The organism is Sphingobium sp. TomMM35A (genome assembly GCF_054771735.1).
On the sequence record NZ_BSRC01000001.1, the window covers coordinates 142,018 to 156,588 of the forward strand.

A 14,571-nucleotide genomic window follows, 5' to 3' on the forward strand; every position below is an offset into this window, starting at 1 on the left:
AGGTTTCTGTTTTGCCGCGTTTTCCGAGTCGGCAGATGATTCTATCTGCTTCAAAAACGCTCTAGCCGAACAGATCTGCCAGGAAGTCGCGCATGGACCGGAAACTGCGTTTGTCGGCGTCTGGATTATAGGCGAGCCCCTTGTCAGGCATATTGACTGCATGATCGGTGAACGCGTGCCCGGTGTGACCATAGGCGTGGACCTGCCAATCGCAGCCCGATTGCGTCAGCTCTTCGGCGAGCGCGACCGTGGCGGCCGGGGGAGCGATAGGATCATCCCAGCCATGGCAGACCAAGAGCTTCGCGGTGATGGCGGCATTGGGAAAGGGCGGCGCGTCGTACACCCCATGGAAGCTGACGCCACCAGCAATGTCCGCACCGCTGCGCGCCAGGTCGAGCACGCATTTGCCGCCGAAGCAAAAGCCGATCGCCGCCGTCCGGCTCGCATCCACTTCGGGCAGGGATTTCAGGACGCTGTGTGACGCCTTGACCCGGTCGCGGAGCAATGCGCGGTTGGCGTTGAGCGCGTTCATGTAGCGCGCCATATCCGGATCATCGCGGCTGGCGCGCTTCCCTTGGCCGTAAATGTCGGCGACAAGCACCGTGTACCCAAGCGCCGCGACCTTTTCAGCATAGGCGAAATCCGCTTCCTTGGTCCCCAGAACGTTGGGGAAGAGCAGAATGCCGGGCCGGGGTCCTCCTGCGCTCTTGTCCAGGACGGCCATGCTCTCGAAGGGGCCGCCAAGGCCTTCATGAAGCGTGACACGGCGGGTGATGGTCATTGGCAGGCCTCGCTGAAAAGAAGAGCGAAGCCGACATTAGGCTGCTTCGGGCAGGTGACAAGGGCGCCCGCGCGTTCATTTCCCACACAAGAAAAGGGCGTCCCTCGTGAGAGGGACGCCCTTTCTTTTTCTGCTGAGCCGTTTCTTAGAAACGGTAGCCGAGGATCAGCGCAGCCTGGTGACGCTCGGGGTTCACGCCGCCGACGTTTTCGTAGCGCGAATAGCGATATTCAGCGCGAGCGATGAAGCCCTGGACGGTCGTTTCCAGACCGGCGCCCAGGCGGTAGCCGTCGAGCTTGATGCCGTCATCAGCAGCGTCTTCGAAGCGAGCATTGGTATAGCCGCCCTTTGCATAGGCCATGACGTTCGGCACGATTTCGCCGCCGATGCGGACGCCAGCATAAAGGTCACGGTCCGAGCGAACGCCGAACTTCTTGACTTCGGAATCGGCATATTCGCCTTCAATGCCGAACACCGCGCCGTTGACGTTGACGTCATAGCCGACGATGCCGCCATAGAGCAGGCCGCTGTCATGGGTGTCGGCGTCGAAATCCACATGGTCGAGTCCGACGACACCGGCGACGTAGGGACCGGAAAACGGCACGGCGTCCTGCGCGAAAGCGGGGGCCGAAACGCTGGCAAGCAGCAGCGCCGAAGCGATGAGTTTTTTCATGAGGAGGCTCCTTCTCTGGGTTCCTGTTGTCGTTGGGCGCGCTTTAGAGAGGCTGACGGGGGCGAGTAAAGCTTCGCAAACAACGACATGCCGCATTGCACCACGCACTGTGGCAATGTTGCATCACGTCTTGAAAGTGGATTATCGCGCTCCACCAGCTTCCAGGAAAGCTGGCCAGCCCCGCTTTTTCAGGCCTTCATCAAAGTTACAGGCTGCCATATCCCGGTGCTTCGCCGCGCGCCTGCTTGTCCAGCCGGGTAGGGCGTTTCCAGCCGATGCGCGGGCGCTTGCGCAGCCGCAAGGTTGGCCAGTCGCCATTGTCTATACGTTCCGCGAGGCGCATGCCCTGAGCCCGATAGGCCGACAGAACGGCATCCGCCTGCTCCTTCAGCAATCCCGCGAGCAGGATCGTGCCGCCTTCTTCCACCAGCGCACATAGCGAGGGCGCAAGTTCGATCAGCGGACCGGCAAGGATGTTCGCGATCAGCAGATCATAGGGCGCCCGGGTAGCGATAGCCGGATGATCGACGCCCGCCGCGACATAGAGCGCGAGCTGGCCTTGTCCCTTTCCGGCCTGGATTTTATTGGCGGCAGCATTTGCCGCACTGATATCAACGGCAACCGGGTCGATGTCGGATGCTGTGGCATAGGCGTTGGGCCACAGGTGAAGCGCTGCGAACGCAAGCAATCCTGTTCCCGTGCCGATATCCGCAACATTGCCAAAGCGCATGCCGACACGACGCATCCGATCCAGCATCTGAAGGCAGCCTGCGGTTGTTTCATGCTGCCCGGTGCCGAACGCCCGGCTTGCCTCGATCAGGAAGTTGACATGCCCCGGCTGTTCCGGATCGCTGGCAAGGTTGCGGATGTGGAAGCGCCCGGCGGTAACCGGCTCCAGACCCTGCTGGCTCAGCGTTACCCAATCCTCGTCGGGCAGCTGTTCGACCACCGGCTTGATACCATTCGCGCTCGGCACCAGCGAACGAAGAAGCTTGACCGCGGCGGGGCTGGGCTCGCCTTCGAAATAGGCGTCGAGTTGCCAGGCATTTTCATCGTCCGGCGTCGCTTCGCTGGTCATCAGCACCGGCGGCTTGTCCATGAGGGCAAAGGCCGCGATGTCGCCGTCCAACGCCTCCGCTTCGGCGCGGGTGCAGGGGAGGGTCACTTTCCAGCTTTGAGCGGATGAGGGCGCGGCATCGGTCATGGCGCGGCCTTTAGAACTTTGAACGGGAGAGGGGAAGCGGGGGCGCTTTTCCCTCAACCTGTTTCGTCATGCCAGCGGAAGCTGGCATCTTTTATCGATGGTGCGAATTAGCCGTGCAAGACCCCGGCGTTGCCTGACGCCGCCCCTCGGGTCGCTAGTGTGACGGTTAGCGAGGGGCTCTGCAGGGCCCACCCCCGACCCCTCCCGCGTGCAGGAGGGGAGAAGTGGGTCAAGCCACTTGCCGTCCGAAATCGGACGATGCGGCGCGCAGGCTGGCAAGCTTGCCTTCGACGCTCATGAAGCCGCGTTCCAGCTGGTCGATTTCCGAAGCGACGACCTCCGTATCCTGACGGATCGCGGAAATGGTGCTCGACATGGAGTCCGCCGCCAGCGCCGTCTCGTCGACAGCGGCGGTGATCATGGTGACCGTCTGCGCCTGCGCATCCATTGCGTGGCGGATGCGATCGGCGCTCGATTGCACTTCGCCTACCGTGTCGCGAATCCGCTCGTTGGTTTCCACCGACTGCCGCGTCGAAGCCTGAATATCGGCGATCTTGCCTGCAATCTCGTCGGTGGCACGCGCTGTCTGGTTGGCGAGGCTCTTCACTTCCTGCGCAACGACAGCAAAGCCGCGTCCCGCGTCGCCTGCGCGGGCTGCTTCGATCGTGGCGTTAAGGGCAAGGAGGTTCGTCTGGCCCGCAATGTCGCGGATCAGGCCAAGGATCGATTCGATCGATTTGGCATGTTCCGACAAGGTGGCGGACATCGTCACCGCATCCCCCGATTGGCGGGCAGCGCGCTGGGCGACGTCGGCGGCGCTCTCCACCTCGGTGCGGGCGTCCTCGATCGCGCGGATGAGACCCGCCGAAGTACGCGCCGCTTCCCGCATCGCAATGGCCGACTGTTCAGCCGCCGCAGCGACTTCAGAGGCCTTGCCGAGCATGCCGCGCGTGGCGGCGGAGGCGTCCTTCGCCTGTTCACGAAGCGATTCGCCCAGATGCGAAGCGCCGTCGATCTCGCCCATGATCCGTTGTTCGAAAAGGGTGCCGATACGCTGGCGCTCGTTGCGTTGCGCTTCGGCTTCGTCGCCGGCGAAGGCGTTTGTCATCATGCTGGCGTCGACCATGCTGACCATCGTGATGATATTCACCAGCCGCTGGCGAGTGGCGTCATCCGCAGCCTTTTGCCAAATGAGGCTCGTCAGCTTCTTGTTGGCTTCCGATACCGCCGTCAGGACGACACCCAGCGGCAAGCCGCGCTTGCGAGCCAGCCGCACACAAGCAATGCAACTGCCCGCCCAGCTGCCTGCTTCATAAAAGCTGAGCTTCTGCCGGACATATTCATGCGCTTCGGTCTCGATCTTCGCGATCGTCGAAGCGGCCAGCGTGCTGCGCAGATGCGACTGGTCCATATAGCTGTCGAAAAAGGTGCGGGCCACGACCGACGAGGCGTCGCCTATCAGGTCACGAATTTCGCGCAGTCCCGCGGCCAATTCGCCGGTTGGATCGATTTCGGCCATGCTGGCGATCATTGCGCTCTTCGCTGGTGCGACGGACGTCATATGCGGCAAACCTCAATTGTCTTGTTCGTGTCCGAGGTCATAGCGCGATCTGGTTAATCAGTTCTTAGCCGAGATCGCCCGCCCGCGCGGCCAGCGCGGCTTGCCCTCTTGACCGATCGTGCCTAAGGGGACGGGAATCAGGGACAAGCATCAGGGACGTAGGTAGATATGGCGCGAACCACGAGCCGGCCGCTCTCGCCGCATTTGACGATCTGGAAATGGGGGCCGCACATGGCGATCTCCATCCTGCACCGCGTGACCGGCAACGGTCTTGCAACCGTTGGTGTGATGGGGGTTGTATGGTGGCTGATGGCGGCGGCGATCGGGCCGGAAGCCTATGCAAGCTTCATCAACTGCGCCACCTCGCCCCTGGGCTATCTGGTGATGGTCGGCATCAGCTGGTTCTTCTTTCAGCATATGATGTCGGGCATCCGCCACTGGGTGCTGGACCTGGGCGCGGGCTATGAACTCAGCACCAACAAGCGGTGGGCGCTGGTGATCCCGTTTCTATCGACACTGGCCACCGTCGCGCTGTGGGCCTTTATCTTCGCGGGGAAATTCTGATGGGAACGGGAACCGGAATCGGCCGCGTTCGTGGCTTGGGCTCGGTGCGCCACGGCGCAAGCCATTGGCTGACGCATCGCTATACGTCGGTCAGCAATCTGCTCTTGGTGCTGTGGCTGATCTTCAGCCTCGTCAGCCTGCCGGGCCTGGATTATGAAAGCGTCCGCAACTGGATCGCCAATCCGCTCGTCGCCGTGCCGCTGATGCTGATGCTCGTCAGTGTCTTTTGGCACCTTCGCCTTGGCATGCAGGTGATGCTGGAGGATTATGTTCACGACAAGGGGCTGAACTTCTTCGCCATCCTGCTGCTCAACTTCTACACTATTGCTGGCGCCGCCGCTGGCATCTTCGCGATCGCCAAGATCGCGCTCACGGGGGTCGTCAAGTAATGACCGAAGCCTATAAGATCATCGACCACACCTACGACACCGTCGTGGTGGGCGCGGGCGGATCGGGCCTGCGCGCGACCATGGGCAGCGCCGAAGCGGGCCTGAAGACCGCCTGCATCACGAAGCTGTTCCCGACCCGCTCGCACACAGTCGCGGCGCAGGGCGGCATCGCCGCGTCGCTCGGCAACAACTCGCCCGACCACTGGACCTGGCATATGTACGACACCGTCAAGGGGTCGGACTGGCTGGGCGACCAGGACGCGATCGAATATATGGTGCGTGAAGCGCCTGCGGCCGTGATCGAGCTGGAACATGCCGGCGTGCCGTTCAGCCGCAACGAGAATGGGACGATCTACCAGCGTCCGTTCGGCGGCCATATGCAGAATATGGGCGCCGGCCCGCCAGTGCAGCGCACCTGCGCGGCCGCCGACCGTACTGGCCACGCCATGCTGCACGCTCTGTACCAGCAGAGCCTGAAATATGACGCGGACTTCTACATCGAATATTTCGCCATCGACCTGATCATGGAAAATGGCGAATGCCGTGGCGTGATCGCCATCTGCATGGAAGATGGCTCGATCCACCGCTTCCGCAGCCATGCGGTCGTGCTGGCGACGGGCGGCTATGGCCGCGCCTATTTCTCCGCCACCTCGGCACATAGCTGCACCGGCGACGGTGGCGGCATGGTGCTGCGCGCGGGTCTGCCGCTCCAGGATTTGGAGTTCGTTCAGTTCCACCCGACCGGCATCTACGGCGCGGGCGTGCTGATCACCGAAGGCGCGCGCGGCGAGGGCGGCTACCTCACCAACTCCGAAGGCGAGCGGTTCATGGAGCGCTATGCTCCCTCGGCGAAGGATCTTGCGTCGCGTGACGTGGTGTCGCGCTCGATGGCGATGGAAATGCGCGAAGGACGCGGCGTGGGTCCGAACAAGGATCACATCTACCTGCACCTCGACCATATCGATCCCAAGGTGCTGGCCGAGCGTCTGCCTGGCATCACCGAAAGCGGCAAAATCTTCGCGGGCGTTGACCTGACGCGCCAGCCGCTGCCTGTGACCCCGACCGTCCATTATAATATGGGCGGCATCCCCTGTAACTATCATGGCCAGGTGGTGACGAAGGTCGGCGATGATCCGGAAGTCGTCGTGCCGGGCCTCTATGCAGTCGGCGAAGCGGCCTGCGTGTCGGTCCATGGCGCTAACCGCCTGGGTTCGAACTCGCTGATCGACCTTGTTGTGTTCGGCCGCGCTACGGGCCTGCACCTGAAGGAAACGATCAAGCCCAATGGCTCGCACCGTCCGCTGCCGACCGATGCGGCCGATCTGGCGCTTTCGCGTCTCGACCATTATCGCAACGCCAAGGGCGGTTCGCCCACGGCGAAGATCCGCCTGGAAATGCAGCACACAATGCAGAAGCATGCCGCCGTGTTCCGCGACAGCGCGCTGCTGAGCGAGGGCGTCACCAAGATGGCGCAGGTCAATGCCAGCTTGGCTGATGTGGCGGTCAGCGACCGCTCGTTGATCTGGAACACTGACCTTATCGAGACGCTGGAACTGGACAATCTCATGTCCCAGGCGGTCTGCACCATGGTCAGCGCGGAAAATCGCAAGGAAAGCCGCGGCGCGCATGCGCATGAGGATTTCCCGAACCGCGACGACGAAAACTGGATGAAGCACACCGTCAGCTGGTTCGAGGGCTGGGGTGGCAAGGGCGGCAAGGTGTCGCTCGATTACCGCCCGGTGCACGACTATACGCTCACCGACGAAGCGGAATATATCAAGCCCAAGGCACGCGTTTACTAAGACGCTGCCTCAGGCAGGATGCGAGAGGGCGGGCTGCAAGGCTCGCCTTTTTTCGTTTATTGGGTCGTCTGACATATTGATGGAGGTGGCGATGTCGAACCCGAACAGACATTCTGGCCAATGCCATTGCGGCGCGGTCGCGTTCGAGGTTGAGCTGAGCAATGGCTTTGACAGCGCCCGGCGTTGCACCTGCTCATTTTGCCGTATGCGGGGTGCCGTAGCGGTGTCGGCAAAGCTCGATGGTCTACATGTCGTGCGAGGCGCGGACATGCTTACCAGCTATCGTTTCAATACAGGAGCAGCCGAGCACTTCTTCTGCTCGCGGTGAGGGATCTACACCCATCACCAGCGCCGCTCCAATGCGAACGAATATGGCGTGAACGTCGCAGGCCTCGAAGGAATGAGCCCCTTCGACTTCGATGAGGTTCCGGTGCTGGATGGTGAGAAGCATCCAAGCGATAATGGCGGGCGCGCGCGGATGGCGGGGGTGCTGAGGTTCGTTCGGGCGGGTAAGGATGATTAGGGCGAGTATTAAACGGGTGATATGTTGGGATTCTTCCCCTCCCGCAGGCGGGAGGGGCTAGGGGTGGGCGCGAGCGCAGCGAGCTTCCGGGGCGCTGTTCAAGAACAATCTCCCGCCGTTGCGCTGGCCCACCCCCTGACCCCCTCCCGCCTGCGGGAAGGGGGAATGGCTGCTATTCACCGACCCGAAACAGGCGGCCCAGGTGTTGCTGGTCCCCATCATCTGCTGACCCGCCTTGAGAATGGTAAACCCCCTCTGGCGCAGTGTCCCTCCTCTCGCTAAGTCTTCTTCCAATGACGATCGATCCTCTGGTCCTGTTGCAGGCCTATGCCATCGGCGTGTTTCCCATGTCCGATGATCGGGATGCGGAGGAGGTGTATTGGATCGAGCCCAAGCGGCGGGCGATCATGCCGCTTCATGGCTTTCACATGTCCCATTCGCTGGCCCGGACGATCCGCCGGGACAGATTCCGCGTAACGGCCAATCGCGACTTTGGCGGGATTGTATCGCTGTGCGCACAGGCGGCGAAGGACCGGCCTTCGACATGGATCAACAGGGAGATTGAACAGACATACCGGCATTTGCACGAGATCGGCTTCGCCCATTCGATCGAGGTATGGGACGGCGATGAACTGGTAGGCGGGCTTTACGGGGTCGCGCTCGGCCAGGCATTTTTCGGTGAGAGCATGGTGTCGCGAAGGACCGACGCGTCAAAGGTCGCTCTTGCGTGGCTTACCGCACGGATGCGCTTTTCCGGCTTTACCCTCCTGGACTGCCAGTTCATGACCGAACATCTCCGGTCCCTGGGCGCCATAGAGATCAGCCAGAAGGACTATCTTGCGTTGCTGGCAGGTGCGCTCGGTGAAGTGCCGCTCGGTGCTGGGCGTTCGTCAGCATTGGCTGGCGGTTCGGGAGCCTGGGCGGAGCTGGCATTTGCCCCGCTGGCGGGGGACGCAGCGGCAGGGGGTTCGCCTTTGCTGCCCAGCTTGACCGTATCGGGGCCGCTTTCCGGCCAGGACATCGTACAGCTTCTCACCCAGACATCGTAAATCGGATGCTGCACGACATTGCGTTCAGGCCGCTCCTTGAACAGCCAGCCCGAAAAATTGCGGCGCCACCTGTTGTCGGCGGTACTGCGTACGTCGAGTTGGACGAAGGCGCCGGTTTCCTGGACATTTTCCCACGGCGCGCTGGTTTCGCAGGCTTGTAGCCGGACGATGGCGTCGCCCAGGCGCAAGGCGTCGCCGGGCTTCATCGTGAGGTCGGTCGTTATGCCGTTGCGCTTGTTGAGCAGTCCGATCACGGCCACCCGCTCCGCCATTGGGGTGCCGGGCAGGGCATCGGACCCGCCATTGCGGATCTTTTGCCCTTCGATCTTCACCGGACCGGTGCGATTTTCAGTCGGCGGCTCATTGTCGCCGCAGGCCGCCAGTAACAGCAGCAACGCAAGGGGCAGGATCGGCAGGACCGCCCCCGCCGGGCGCAGGATCATGATGCGTCGGGGCTCCACGCTTCATAGTCGCCGGTCGCGCGCTGACGCTGCGCACCTTTTTCGAGCGCGCCGGTCGGGCGGTAGGCATTGGGTGTGCCAGTCGCGTTGGGCGTGAAATCGCGTTCCCATATGCGCGGCGGGGGAAGGAAGCTTTCCGGCGTTCCCTCAATGGTGTGATGGAGCCAGCCGTGCCATTCCGCGGGCACGCGGCTGGCGTCGTTGTTGCCGTTGTAGATCACCCAACGGCGGGTGCGGCCGTGCACGTCCGTGCCGCCTTCATAATAGATGTTGCCCTGATGGTCTTCGCCCACCTTCTTACCCTTGCGGGAGGTGTAAAATGCGGTGCCGATGGTCGCGCCATTCCACCAGGTGAAGATCTTGGCCAGGATTCCCATGCGCCAAGCGCTTAGCGCCTGCCGTGGGGCATTGGCAAGGCGGATATGGCGTCAGCGCGCGCGCGAGGGGCAGAAATCAAGCTCGCCGGGGCTCTTGATCGCGGGATCGACGCAACTGCCCCAGGATACGCTATCCCCCTCGGAAATGCCGAGTTCAGCGGCGCGCCCGCCCCGCAGTTCAAGGACGGCGGTCACCGGGACCCCGGCGGAAACCGGCACGCGTGAATAGGGCGCGGCGTTGGCGGCGATGAAGGCTATCGTGCCATCGGTCCGGATGAAGAGCATGTCCAGCGGGATCAGCGTGTCCTTCATCCAGAAGCTGGCGGTGCGTGGCGGCGTCATGGGGAACAGCATGCCGCCGTCCGCATCCAGCGACTTGCGGAACATCAGGCCCTTTTCCTGCTGCTGCGGCGTGACCGCGGTTTCCACGGCGAAGCGGTGGCTGCCGCCCTTCGTCCGGATTTCGAGCGGCAACAGATTGTCTTGCCGGGCTGCGGCGCTGGCGGTTTTCTCCGCCTTGGGCTGCGTCGGGGAGCAGCCAGCCAGCAAGGCGACGAGAAGGGGAAGAGCGATCCTCATGCCCCGCTGCTAGCCCAAAGCGGAAGAGGAGCGCCATAGATTTCGCCTCAGGCCGTCACTGGTCGCGTTCGGGCGGTTCCCCCGGAGCCGCGTCGATCCAGCGGCGCGCCGTTTCGAAACCATGCCCCGCCCGCAGGAAGGCGGCCAGAGCCTTGTCACGCTGCTTGGGATCGGCTGGTGCGGCGGCATAGGGGCCGAGGCGCTTTCGGCGAGCGAATCGATCGGCCGCGTCCCAGCTGTCGTTGGAAAGCTGCGTGTCCGCTTCTTCCCTGTCCGCATCGGCGATGCCGTCGGCACGGAGCGTCTGCGCTACCCGCCGCGCGCCATAGCCCCGACGGGTGAGCGCAGCACTTTTCATGACGGCAAAGCTGCGGTCATCGACATAGCGGAGTTCTGCAAGCCGTTCGACGAGCCGCTCCGGCGCGGGCGGGCCTTCGCCATCCCATCCACGTTCCTGTAGCTTGCGGTTGAGATAGGCGAGCAGCTTCGCGCGGCTTGTTGCAAAGCGGCTGACATAGCGCAGCGCCAGATCGCGCAAGCTGTCGCCATCCAGAGGCGGTCGGGGGCGTCTACCGGTCATGTCCGCATCTTCATGGCAATGGTTTATGCAAGCGCCGCCTTGATTATGCCACAGTGGGGCCGGAATTTTACCGCGCCTTATGCTGTAGAAAGCGACGCTGGAATGCAACTATCCGGTGCATCGCTGCTTCAAAGATGATAGCGGCCCCGCCGGAAGACAAGATGAAGACAATCGGGTGACGCCAATATGACGGGTTCGCAGAGCATGATGGCACCGACGCCGACCGAAGACAGCCTGCCTCGGCGCTTCTCCGATTTCGAGACCCTGGGCGAGGCGCTCGATTATGCGGCGAGCGGCCGGCGCGGCCTGAACTTCCACGATGCGCGCGGCAATCTGGCGCGGCCTTATCCTTTTTCGGAATTGCGCGATGACGCGATCGCCTGCGCTCAGCGGCTGATCGCCCATGGCGTCAAGCCAGAGGACCGGGTGGCCCTGGTCGCGGAAACGGGGGCGGATTTCGCGCAACTGTTCTTCGGGATCGTCTATGCGGGCGCCTGGCCAGTGCCGCTGCCGCTGCCCACCAGCTTCGGCGGCAAGGAAAGCTATATCGACCAGCTGAACGTCCAGTTGGATAGCTGCGACCCGATGCTGTTCCTCTTCCCCAAGGAACTGGAAGAGATGGCGGGCGAGTCCGGGCGGCAGAAGAATGTCGAGAGCATCGCTTTCGAGGATTTCATTGCGCGCGAGGCCGTGGCTTGCGATCTGCCGCAGGCGAGGGGCGACGAGATCGCCTATCTGCAATATTCCAGCGGTTCGACCCGCTTCCCCCATGGCGTCGCTGTGACGCACCATGCGCTGCTGAGCAATCTTGCCGCGCACAGCCATGGCATGCAGGTGCAGGACAGTGATCGCTGCATCAGCTGGCTGCCCTGGTATCATGACATGGGCTTGGTCGGCTGCTTCCTGTCGGTGGTCGCGAACCAGGTGTCGACCGACTATATGAAGACCGAGGATTTTGCCCGCCGTCCGCTGGCGTGGCTGGACCTGATCAGCCGCAACGAGGGCACGTCGATCAGCTATTCGCCGACTTTCGGTTACGACATTTGCGCGCGGCGCATGTCGAGCCAGACGAAGGCGCAGGACCGGTTCGACCTGTCGCGCTGGCGCCTTGCGGGCAATGGTGCGGACATGATCCGTCCCGACGTGATGCAGAGCTTCGTCGATGCGTTCGCCGACGCGGGTTTCTCGCCAAAGGCGTTCCTGCCGAGCTATGGCTTGGCCGAAGCCACGCTGGCCGTCACCATCATGCCGCCGGGCGAGGGTATCATCGTCGAACTGGTCGAGGAAACCGATCTCTCGGGCGGCGATGCGACCGAGGGACGGCCTCAGCGCTTCCGGTCGATCGTCAACTGCGGCAGGCCTGCCCGCGACATGATCGTGGAAATCCGCGACGAAGATGGCGCGCCGCTCGGCGAACGGCAGATCGGCAAGGTATGGACCACCGGGCCTTCGCTAATGGTGGGCTATTTCCGCGATCAGGAAGCGACTGACGCCTGCATGGCGGACGGTTGGCTCGACACCGGCGACATGGGCTATCTGAGCGATGGCTATCTGTACATCGTCGGCCGCGCCAAGGACATGATCATCATCAACGGCAAGAACCACTGGCCGCAGGATATTGAATGGGCGGTGGAGCAGTTGCCGGGCTTCAAGCAGGGCGATATCGCGGCCTTCGCCATCACCACGCCAGGTGGTGAAGAAGCGCCCGCCGTGCTGGTGCACTGCCGCACGTCCGACAATGACGAGCGCACGCGGTTGCGCGACGAGATCCGCGAGCGGGTGCGGGCGATCACCGGCATGAACTGCGTCGTCGAACTGGTCCCGCCGCGCACCTTGCCGCGCACCAGTTCGGGCAAATTGAGCCGGTCGAAGGCGCGCAACCTGTATCTGACAGGTGAGATCAGGCCCTACGACATCGCGGCCTGAGCAGGGCCTGCCTACGGGCAGGTCGCGCCAGATTGATATGTCGCTCAGATCATCGAAGGGTGGACAGCCGAGACTGGCTGATGTGGAGATCTCCCGCTCAAATTTCCGTGTGCTCGTCTGTGCGGGATGACGAAGATGGGTGGTTAGCGGAGCCTCCGCAATGCGATGGCAAGCAGAGGAAGCCGCCGTCGCGTTGTGAACGAGGAAGGTGGTGCGCTATCCGGAATCAAATTCTTATGAGCCCCGCTTGGGGCATGACCTTATGGCTGCTGCTTAGGATCGATCCGGACAAGAGCGACACCAAAGCCGCAGCTGGAATGCGCATCTAAGAAGAACTCTTGGTATCGGTTGAACAGACCATCAAGATGCTGATCAATTTCCTCTTGTGTGTAGTCCAATGAGTTAACACAGCCATAGCCACGATCCGATGCCCGCTTATGCGCCGCGTCCGCATCATCGACGCCGAAGCAGACGGTCAAAATGCCTTCTCCACGGCGAGCAAGAAATTGCGACACTGCGCTATCCTCTTCTCGGCCCGCCATCGGCGCGCACAACTCGATCCCCGCATCCCAAGAGATGGCGACATTGATACCGAAAGGCTCCCCCGTCCAATCAGCATCCATGAAAGTGGCACCTAATAGTTCACTATACTGGCGCTTCGACTTCTCCAAATTATGTACTGCGATTACAACGCGATCTACGCCCCTAAGCCCCATAAACCTCTCCAACTATATTTCTGGCATTTATTAGCTTTGCGCCGCACGTAATCAAGGCCGCGCGTAGAAGTTGACCTTGACGTGTAAGCCTAAATGAGCGGCAAAAATCGGCATTGCCCGCACGCTCTGGAATTACTTGGATCCGTGAGAGTTACCGGTCTCCTTTCACACACTGCTCGAGTGCTCATGAATCGCTAAGGTTGGTCGCTCCCGGACCTTTCACTATGCAGCATGATGACCACGCCTGTCTCATGGCAAGTGTCACCCAACAGCCACATCCATATCCAAAAACCATCCTATTTCTCCAACAGGGCGCGATTTTTCCCTGTCCTATTTCCTGCCGGAGAGCCTAATCGCCGTGCGTCTTTGAAATGTCAGGTATATCGCGCCCTCACCTACACGCGCGCGCGGGTACGCGCGCGCATACACTGTGAACTTCGGCGGAAAACAAGCGCTTGGAGCCTTTCGGCCTGCCTCCCCGGTCCTACGCGGATTGGAGCGTCCAGCCAGTTTGATCGGACCTGCCAGCGCGCCGCTGCCCGGCTGGGCTCAAGCCTTGGACAATTGCCGCTCGACTGTGGTCCACAAGGCCGCGAAGGCTTGCGCTGGCGGCGATGATGCAGCGAAGGAGCCTAGAGGCTTTCTCTGGACCGTCATCTGTTCGACCAGGCTCGCCATCGGGATCGCGGCCCAGCCGGGCTGTTCCTCCAGCGCTTTCCGGTGGAGGGCGCGGCGGCGGTCGACCATCGAATAGACGGGCAGGATCGGCGCATGCGATCCGCCGCGCTGGACGAGGTAGCGGGCGACTTCACCCATGGCCCGTTGCGACAGGGGGGAGGGGATGACCGGGATGACGATCATGTCGGCGGCGCGCAGCACCTGCTCGCTGGTTTCCGTAAGGCCGGGCGGGCAATCTAGGATGATGCGGTCATAATCCCGGCCTAAGCTGTCGATCAGCTTGGCGAGCCGCTTCTTTTTATCCATTTCCCGGAAGAGATGGTCCAGGCTGCGCAGGGACGTGTCGGCGGCGATGAGGTCAAGGCCGGGAACGGTCGAAGGCTGGATGAGCTTGCGGACCTCCACATCCTTGCTGAAGATCGCCTGGGCAGCATCGCGGCTCTGCCTGTCGGTGGAGATCAGCCAGCTGGACGCGGCTTGCGGATCGAGGTCCCACAGCAAAGTGCGTCGCCGCGAGATGGTGGCGGATGCCCAGGCGAGATTGATCGCGAAAGTGGTCTTACCCACGCCACCCTTGAGGCTGTAAACGGCGATGGTCGCCAATGCCGGTTCCTTTGCCATGGGTGAAAGCTACGGCTTTGACCCGCCAAAGCAAGCGGACAATCATAGGTTGGTGACGCTGTGGTGACAGACGCGCGGACCTTATGA

At 62.2% G+C, this 14,571-nt stretch carries 16 protein-coding genes and 1 pseudogene; 7 read left to right on the forward strand and 10 right to left on the reverse strand.

The features are described 5' to 3' along the window. Nucleotides 1-61: 61 nt before the first annotated feature. The 4 genes from ACYU8T_RS00750 to ACYU8T_RS00765 all read right to left on the reverse strand — a co-directional run bounded on the left by ACYU8T_RS00750 (nt 62) and on the right by ACYU8T_RS00765 (nt 4,219). Nucleotides 62-781 (reverse strand): dienelactone hydrolase family protein, encoded by a 720-nt coding sequence (locus ACYU8T_RS00750; protein WP_461158207.1) that lies wholly within the window; start codon nt 779-781, stop codon nt 62-64. Between the two features lie 145 nt (nt 782-926). Further along, nucleotides 927-1,454, reverse strand: coding sequence for a porin family protein (locus ACYU8T_RS00755; protein ID WP_461158208.1), 528 nt, complete (start codon nt 1,452-1,454; stop codon nt 927-929). 205 nt (nt 1,455-1,659) lie between these two features. Continuing rightward, the gene (locus tag ACYU8T_RS00760; protein WP_461158209.1) at nt 1,660-2,658 is read right to left on the reverse strand and encodes a 50S ribosomal protein L11 methyltransferase; all 999 of its coding nucleotides are present in this window, start codon (nt 2,656-2,658) and stop codon (nt 1,660-1,662) included. A 229-nt stretch (nt 2,659-2,887) separates the two neighbouring features. Then, nucleotides 2,888-4,219, reverse strand: coding sequence for a methyl-accepting chemotaxis protein (locus ACYU8T_RS00765; RefSeq protein WP_097090943.1), 1,332 nt, complete (start codon nt 4,217-4,219; stop codon nt 2,888-2,890). A gap of 168 nt (nt 4,220-4,387) precedes the next feature. Here ACYU8T_RS00765 and sdhC point away from each other — a divergent pair, with 168 nt between their 5' ends. From sdhC to aat, 6 genes are all read left to right on the forward strand, one after another. Continuing rightward, nucleotides 4,388-4,783 (forward strand): succinate dehydrogenase, cytochrome b556 subunit, encoded by a 396-nt coding sequence (gene sdhC / locus ACYU8T_RS00770; protein ID WP_461158210.1) that lies wholly within the window; start codon nt 4,388-4,390, stop codon nt 4,781-4,783. Beyond that, entirely contained in the window at nt 4,783-5,172 is a 390-nt protein-coding gene (sdhD, locus tag ACYU8T_RS00775) for a succinate dehydrogenase, hydrophobic membrane anchor protein (RefSeq protein ID WP_201515029.1), read from the forward strand. Before sdhC ends, sdhD begins: the two co-directional genes overlap by 1 nt. Further along, a complete protein-coding gene (gene sdhA, locus ACYU8T_RS00780) occupies nt 5,172-6,974 on the forward strand; it encodes a succinate dehydrogenase flavoprotein subunit (protein ID WP_097090946.1) in 1,803 nt (600 codons plus the stop codon). The genes sdhD and sdhA overlap by 1 nt, the downstream gene beginning before the upstream one ends. Before the next feature lie 91 nt (nt 6,975-7,065). Further along, nucleotides 7,066-7,302 (forward strand): GFA family protein, encoded by a 237-nt coding sequence (locus tag ACYU8T_RS00785; protein ID WP_461158211.1) that lies wholly within the window; start codon nt 7,066-7,068, stop codon nt 7,300-7,302. Nucleotides 7,303-7,374: 72 nt separating this feature from the next. Further along, entirely contained in the window at nt 7,375-7,497 is a 123-nt protein-coding gene (locus ACYU8T_RS00790) for a hypothetical protein (RefSeq protein WP_461158212.1), read from the forward strand. 293 nt (nt 7,498-7,790) lie between these two features. Beyond that, entirely contained in the window at nt 7,791-8,546 is a 756-nt protein-coding gene (gene aat / locus ACYU8T_RS00795) for a leucyl/phenylalanyl-tRNA--protein transferase (RefSeq protein ID WP_097090947.1), read from the forward strand. 35 nt (nt 8,547-8,581) lie between these two features. Here the strand turns inward: aat and ACYU8T_RS00800 are convergent. The 4 genes and pseudogenes from ACYU8T_RS00800 to ACYU8T_RS00815 all read right to left on the reverse strand — a co-directional run. After that, a pseudogene (locus tag ACYU8T_RS00800) lies at nt 8,582-8,989 on the reverse strand (DUF2155 domain-containing protein); the annotation flags it as partial. Beyond that, a complete protein-coding gene (locus ACYU8T_RS00805; RefSeq protein WP_097090948.1) occupies nt 8,986-9,384 on the reverse strand; it encodes an NADH:ubiquinone oxidoreductase subunit NDUFA12 in 399 nt (132 codons plus the stop codon). The pseudogene ACYU8T_RS00800 and the gene ACYU8T_RS00805, both read right to left, overlap by 4 nt. Nucleotides 9,385-9,435: 51 nt before the next feature. Next, complete coding sequence (locus ACYU8T_RS00810) at nt 9,436-9,963, reverse strand: DUF192 domain-containing protein (RefSeq protein ID WP_461158213.1); 528 nt, start codon at nt 9,961-9,963, stop codon at nt 9,436-9,438. A 55-nt stretch (nt 9,964-10,018) separates the two neighbouring features. Beyond that, nucleotides 10,019-10,543: a regulatory protein RecX gene (locus tag ACYU8T_RS00815; protein ID WP_461158214.1), complete on the reverse strand. Its 525-nt coding sequence runs from the start codon at nt 10,541-10,543 to the stop codon at nt 10,019-10,021. Nucleotides 10,544-10,747: 204 nt separating this feature from the next. Between ACYU8T_RS00815 and ACYU8T_RS00820 the strand changes: the two genes are divergently transcribed. Next, nucleotides 10,748-12,469, forward strand: a complete 1,722-nt coding sequence (locus tag ACYU8T_RS00820; RefSeq protein ID WP_461159714.1) for a fatty acyl-AMP ligase — start codon at nt 10,748-10,750, stop codon at nt 12,467-12,469. 260 nt (nt 12,470-12,729) lie between these two features. Here ACYU8T_RS00820 and ACYU8T_RS00825 read toward each other — a convergent pair whose 3' ends face one another. Both ACYU8T_RS00825 and ACYU8T_RS00830 read right to left on the reverse strand, forming a co-directional pair. After that, nucleotides 12,730-13,185 carry a VOC family protein gene (locus ACYU8T_RS00825; protein WP_236575033.1) on the reverse strand — a complete coding sequence of 152 codons (456 nt, stop codon included), beginning with the start codon at nt 13,183-13,185 and terminating at the stop codon, nt 12,730-12,732. A gap of 549 nt (nt 13,186-13,734) precedes the next feature. Beyond that, a complete protein-coding gene (locus tag ACYU8T_RS00830) occupies nt 13,735-14,484 on the reverse strand; it encodes a ParA family protein (RefSeq protein WP_201515021.1) in 750 nt (249 codons plus the stop codon). Nucleotides 14,485-14,571: the final 87 nt, after the last annotated feature.

What these genes read in the sequence shown, in the direction of transcription:
- ACYU8T_RS00810 (WP_461158213.1), bottom strand. Translation starts at nt 9,963, where the DNA reads ATGAGGATCGCTCTTCCCCTTCTCGTCGCCTTGCTGGCTGGCTGCTCC.
- ACYU8T_RS00760 (WP_461158209.1), bottom strand. Translation starts at nt 2,658, where the DNA reads ATGACCGATGCCGCGCCCTCATCCGCTCAAAGCTGGAAAGTGACCCTC.
- aat (WP_097090947.1), top strand. Translation starts at nt 7,791, where the DNA reads ATGACGATCGATCCTCTGGTCCTGTTGCAGGCCTATGCCATCGGCGTG.
- ACYU8T_RS00755 (WP_461158208.1), bottom strand. Translation starts at nt 1,454, where the DNA reads ATGAAAAAACTCATCGCTTCGGCGCTGCTGCTTGCCAGCGTTTCGGCC.
- ACYU8T_RS00750 (WP_461158207.1), bottom strand. Translation starts at nt 781, where the DNA reads ATGACCATCACCCGCCGTGTCACGCTTCATGAAGGCCTTGGCGGCCCC.
- sdhA (WP_097090946.1), top strand. Translation starts at nt 5,172, where the DNA reads ATGACCGAAGCCTATAAGATCATCGACCACACCTACGACACCGTCGTG.
- ACYU8T_RS00765 (WP_097090943.1), bottom strand. Translation starts at nt 4,219, where the DNA reads ATGACGTCCGTCGCACCAGCGAAGAGCGCAATGATCGCCAGCATGGCC.
- sdhD (WP_201515029.1), top strand. Translation starts at nt 4,783, where the DNA reads ATGGGAACGGGAACCGGAATCGGCCGCGTTCGTGGCTTGGGCTCGGTG.
- ACYU8T_RS00830 (WP_201515021.1), bottom strand. Translation starts at nt 14,484, where the DNA reads ATGGCAAAGGAACCGGCATTGGCGACCATCGCCGTTTACAGCCTCAAG.
- sdhC (WP_461158210.1), top strand. Translation starts at nt 4,388, where the DNA reads ATGGCGCGAACCACGAGCCGGCCGCTCTCGCCGCATTTGACGATCTGG.
- ACYU8T_RS00820 (WP_461159714.1), top strand. Translation starts at nt 10,748, where the DNA reads ATGATGGCACCGACGCCGACCGAAGACAGCCTGCCTCGGCGCTTCTCC.
- ACYU8T_RS00815 (WP_461158214.1), bottom strand. Translation starts at nt 10,543, where the DNA reads ATGACCGGTAGACGCCCCCGACCGCCTCTGGATGGCGACAGCTTGCGC.
- ACYU8T_RS00805 (WP_097090948.1), bottom strand. Translation starts at nt 9,384, where the DNA reads ATGGGAATCCTGGCCAAGATCTTCACCTGGTGGAATGGCGCGACCATC.
- ACYU8T_RS00785 (WP_461158211.1), top strand. Translation starts at nt 7,066, where the DNA reads ATGTCGAACCCGAACAGACATTCTGGCCAATGCCATTGCGGCGCGGTC.
- ACYU8T_RS00790 (WP_461158212.1), top strand. Translation starts at nt 7,375, where the DNA reads ATGAGCCCCTTCGACTTCGATGAGGTTCCGGTGCTGGATGGTGAGAAG.
- ACYU8T_RS00825 (WP_236575033.1), bottom strand. Translation starts at nt 13,185, where the DNA reads ATGGGGCTTAGGGGCGTAGATCGCGTTGTAATCGCAGTACATAATTTG.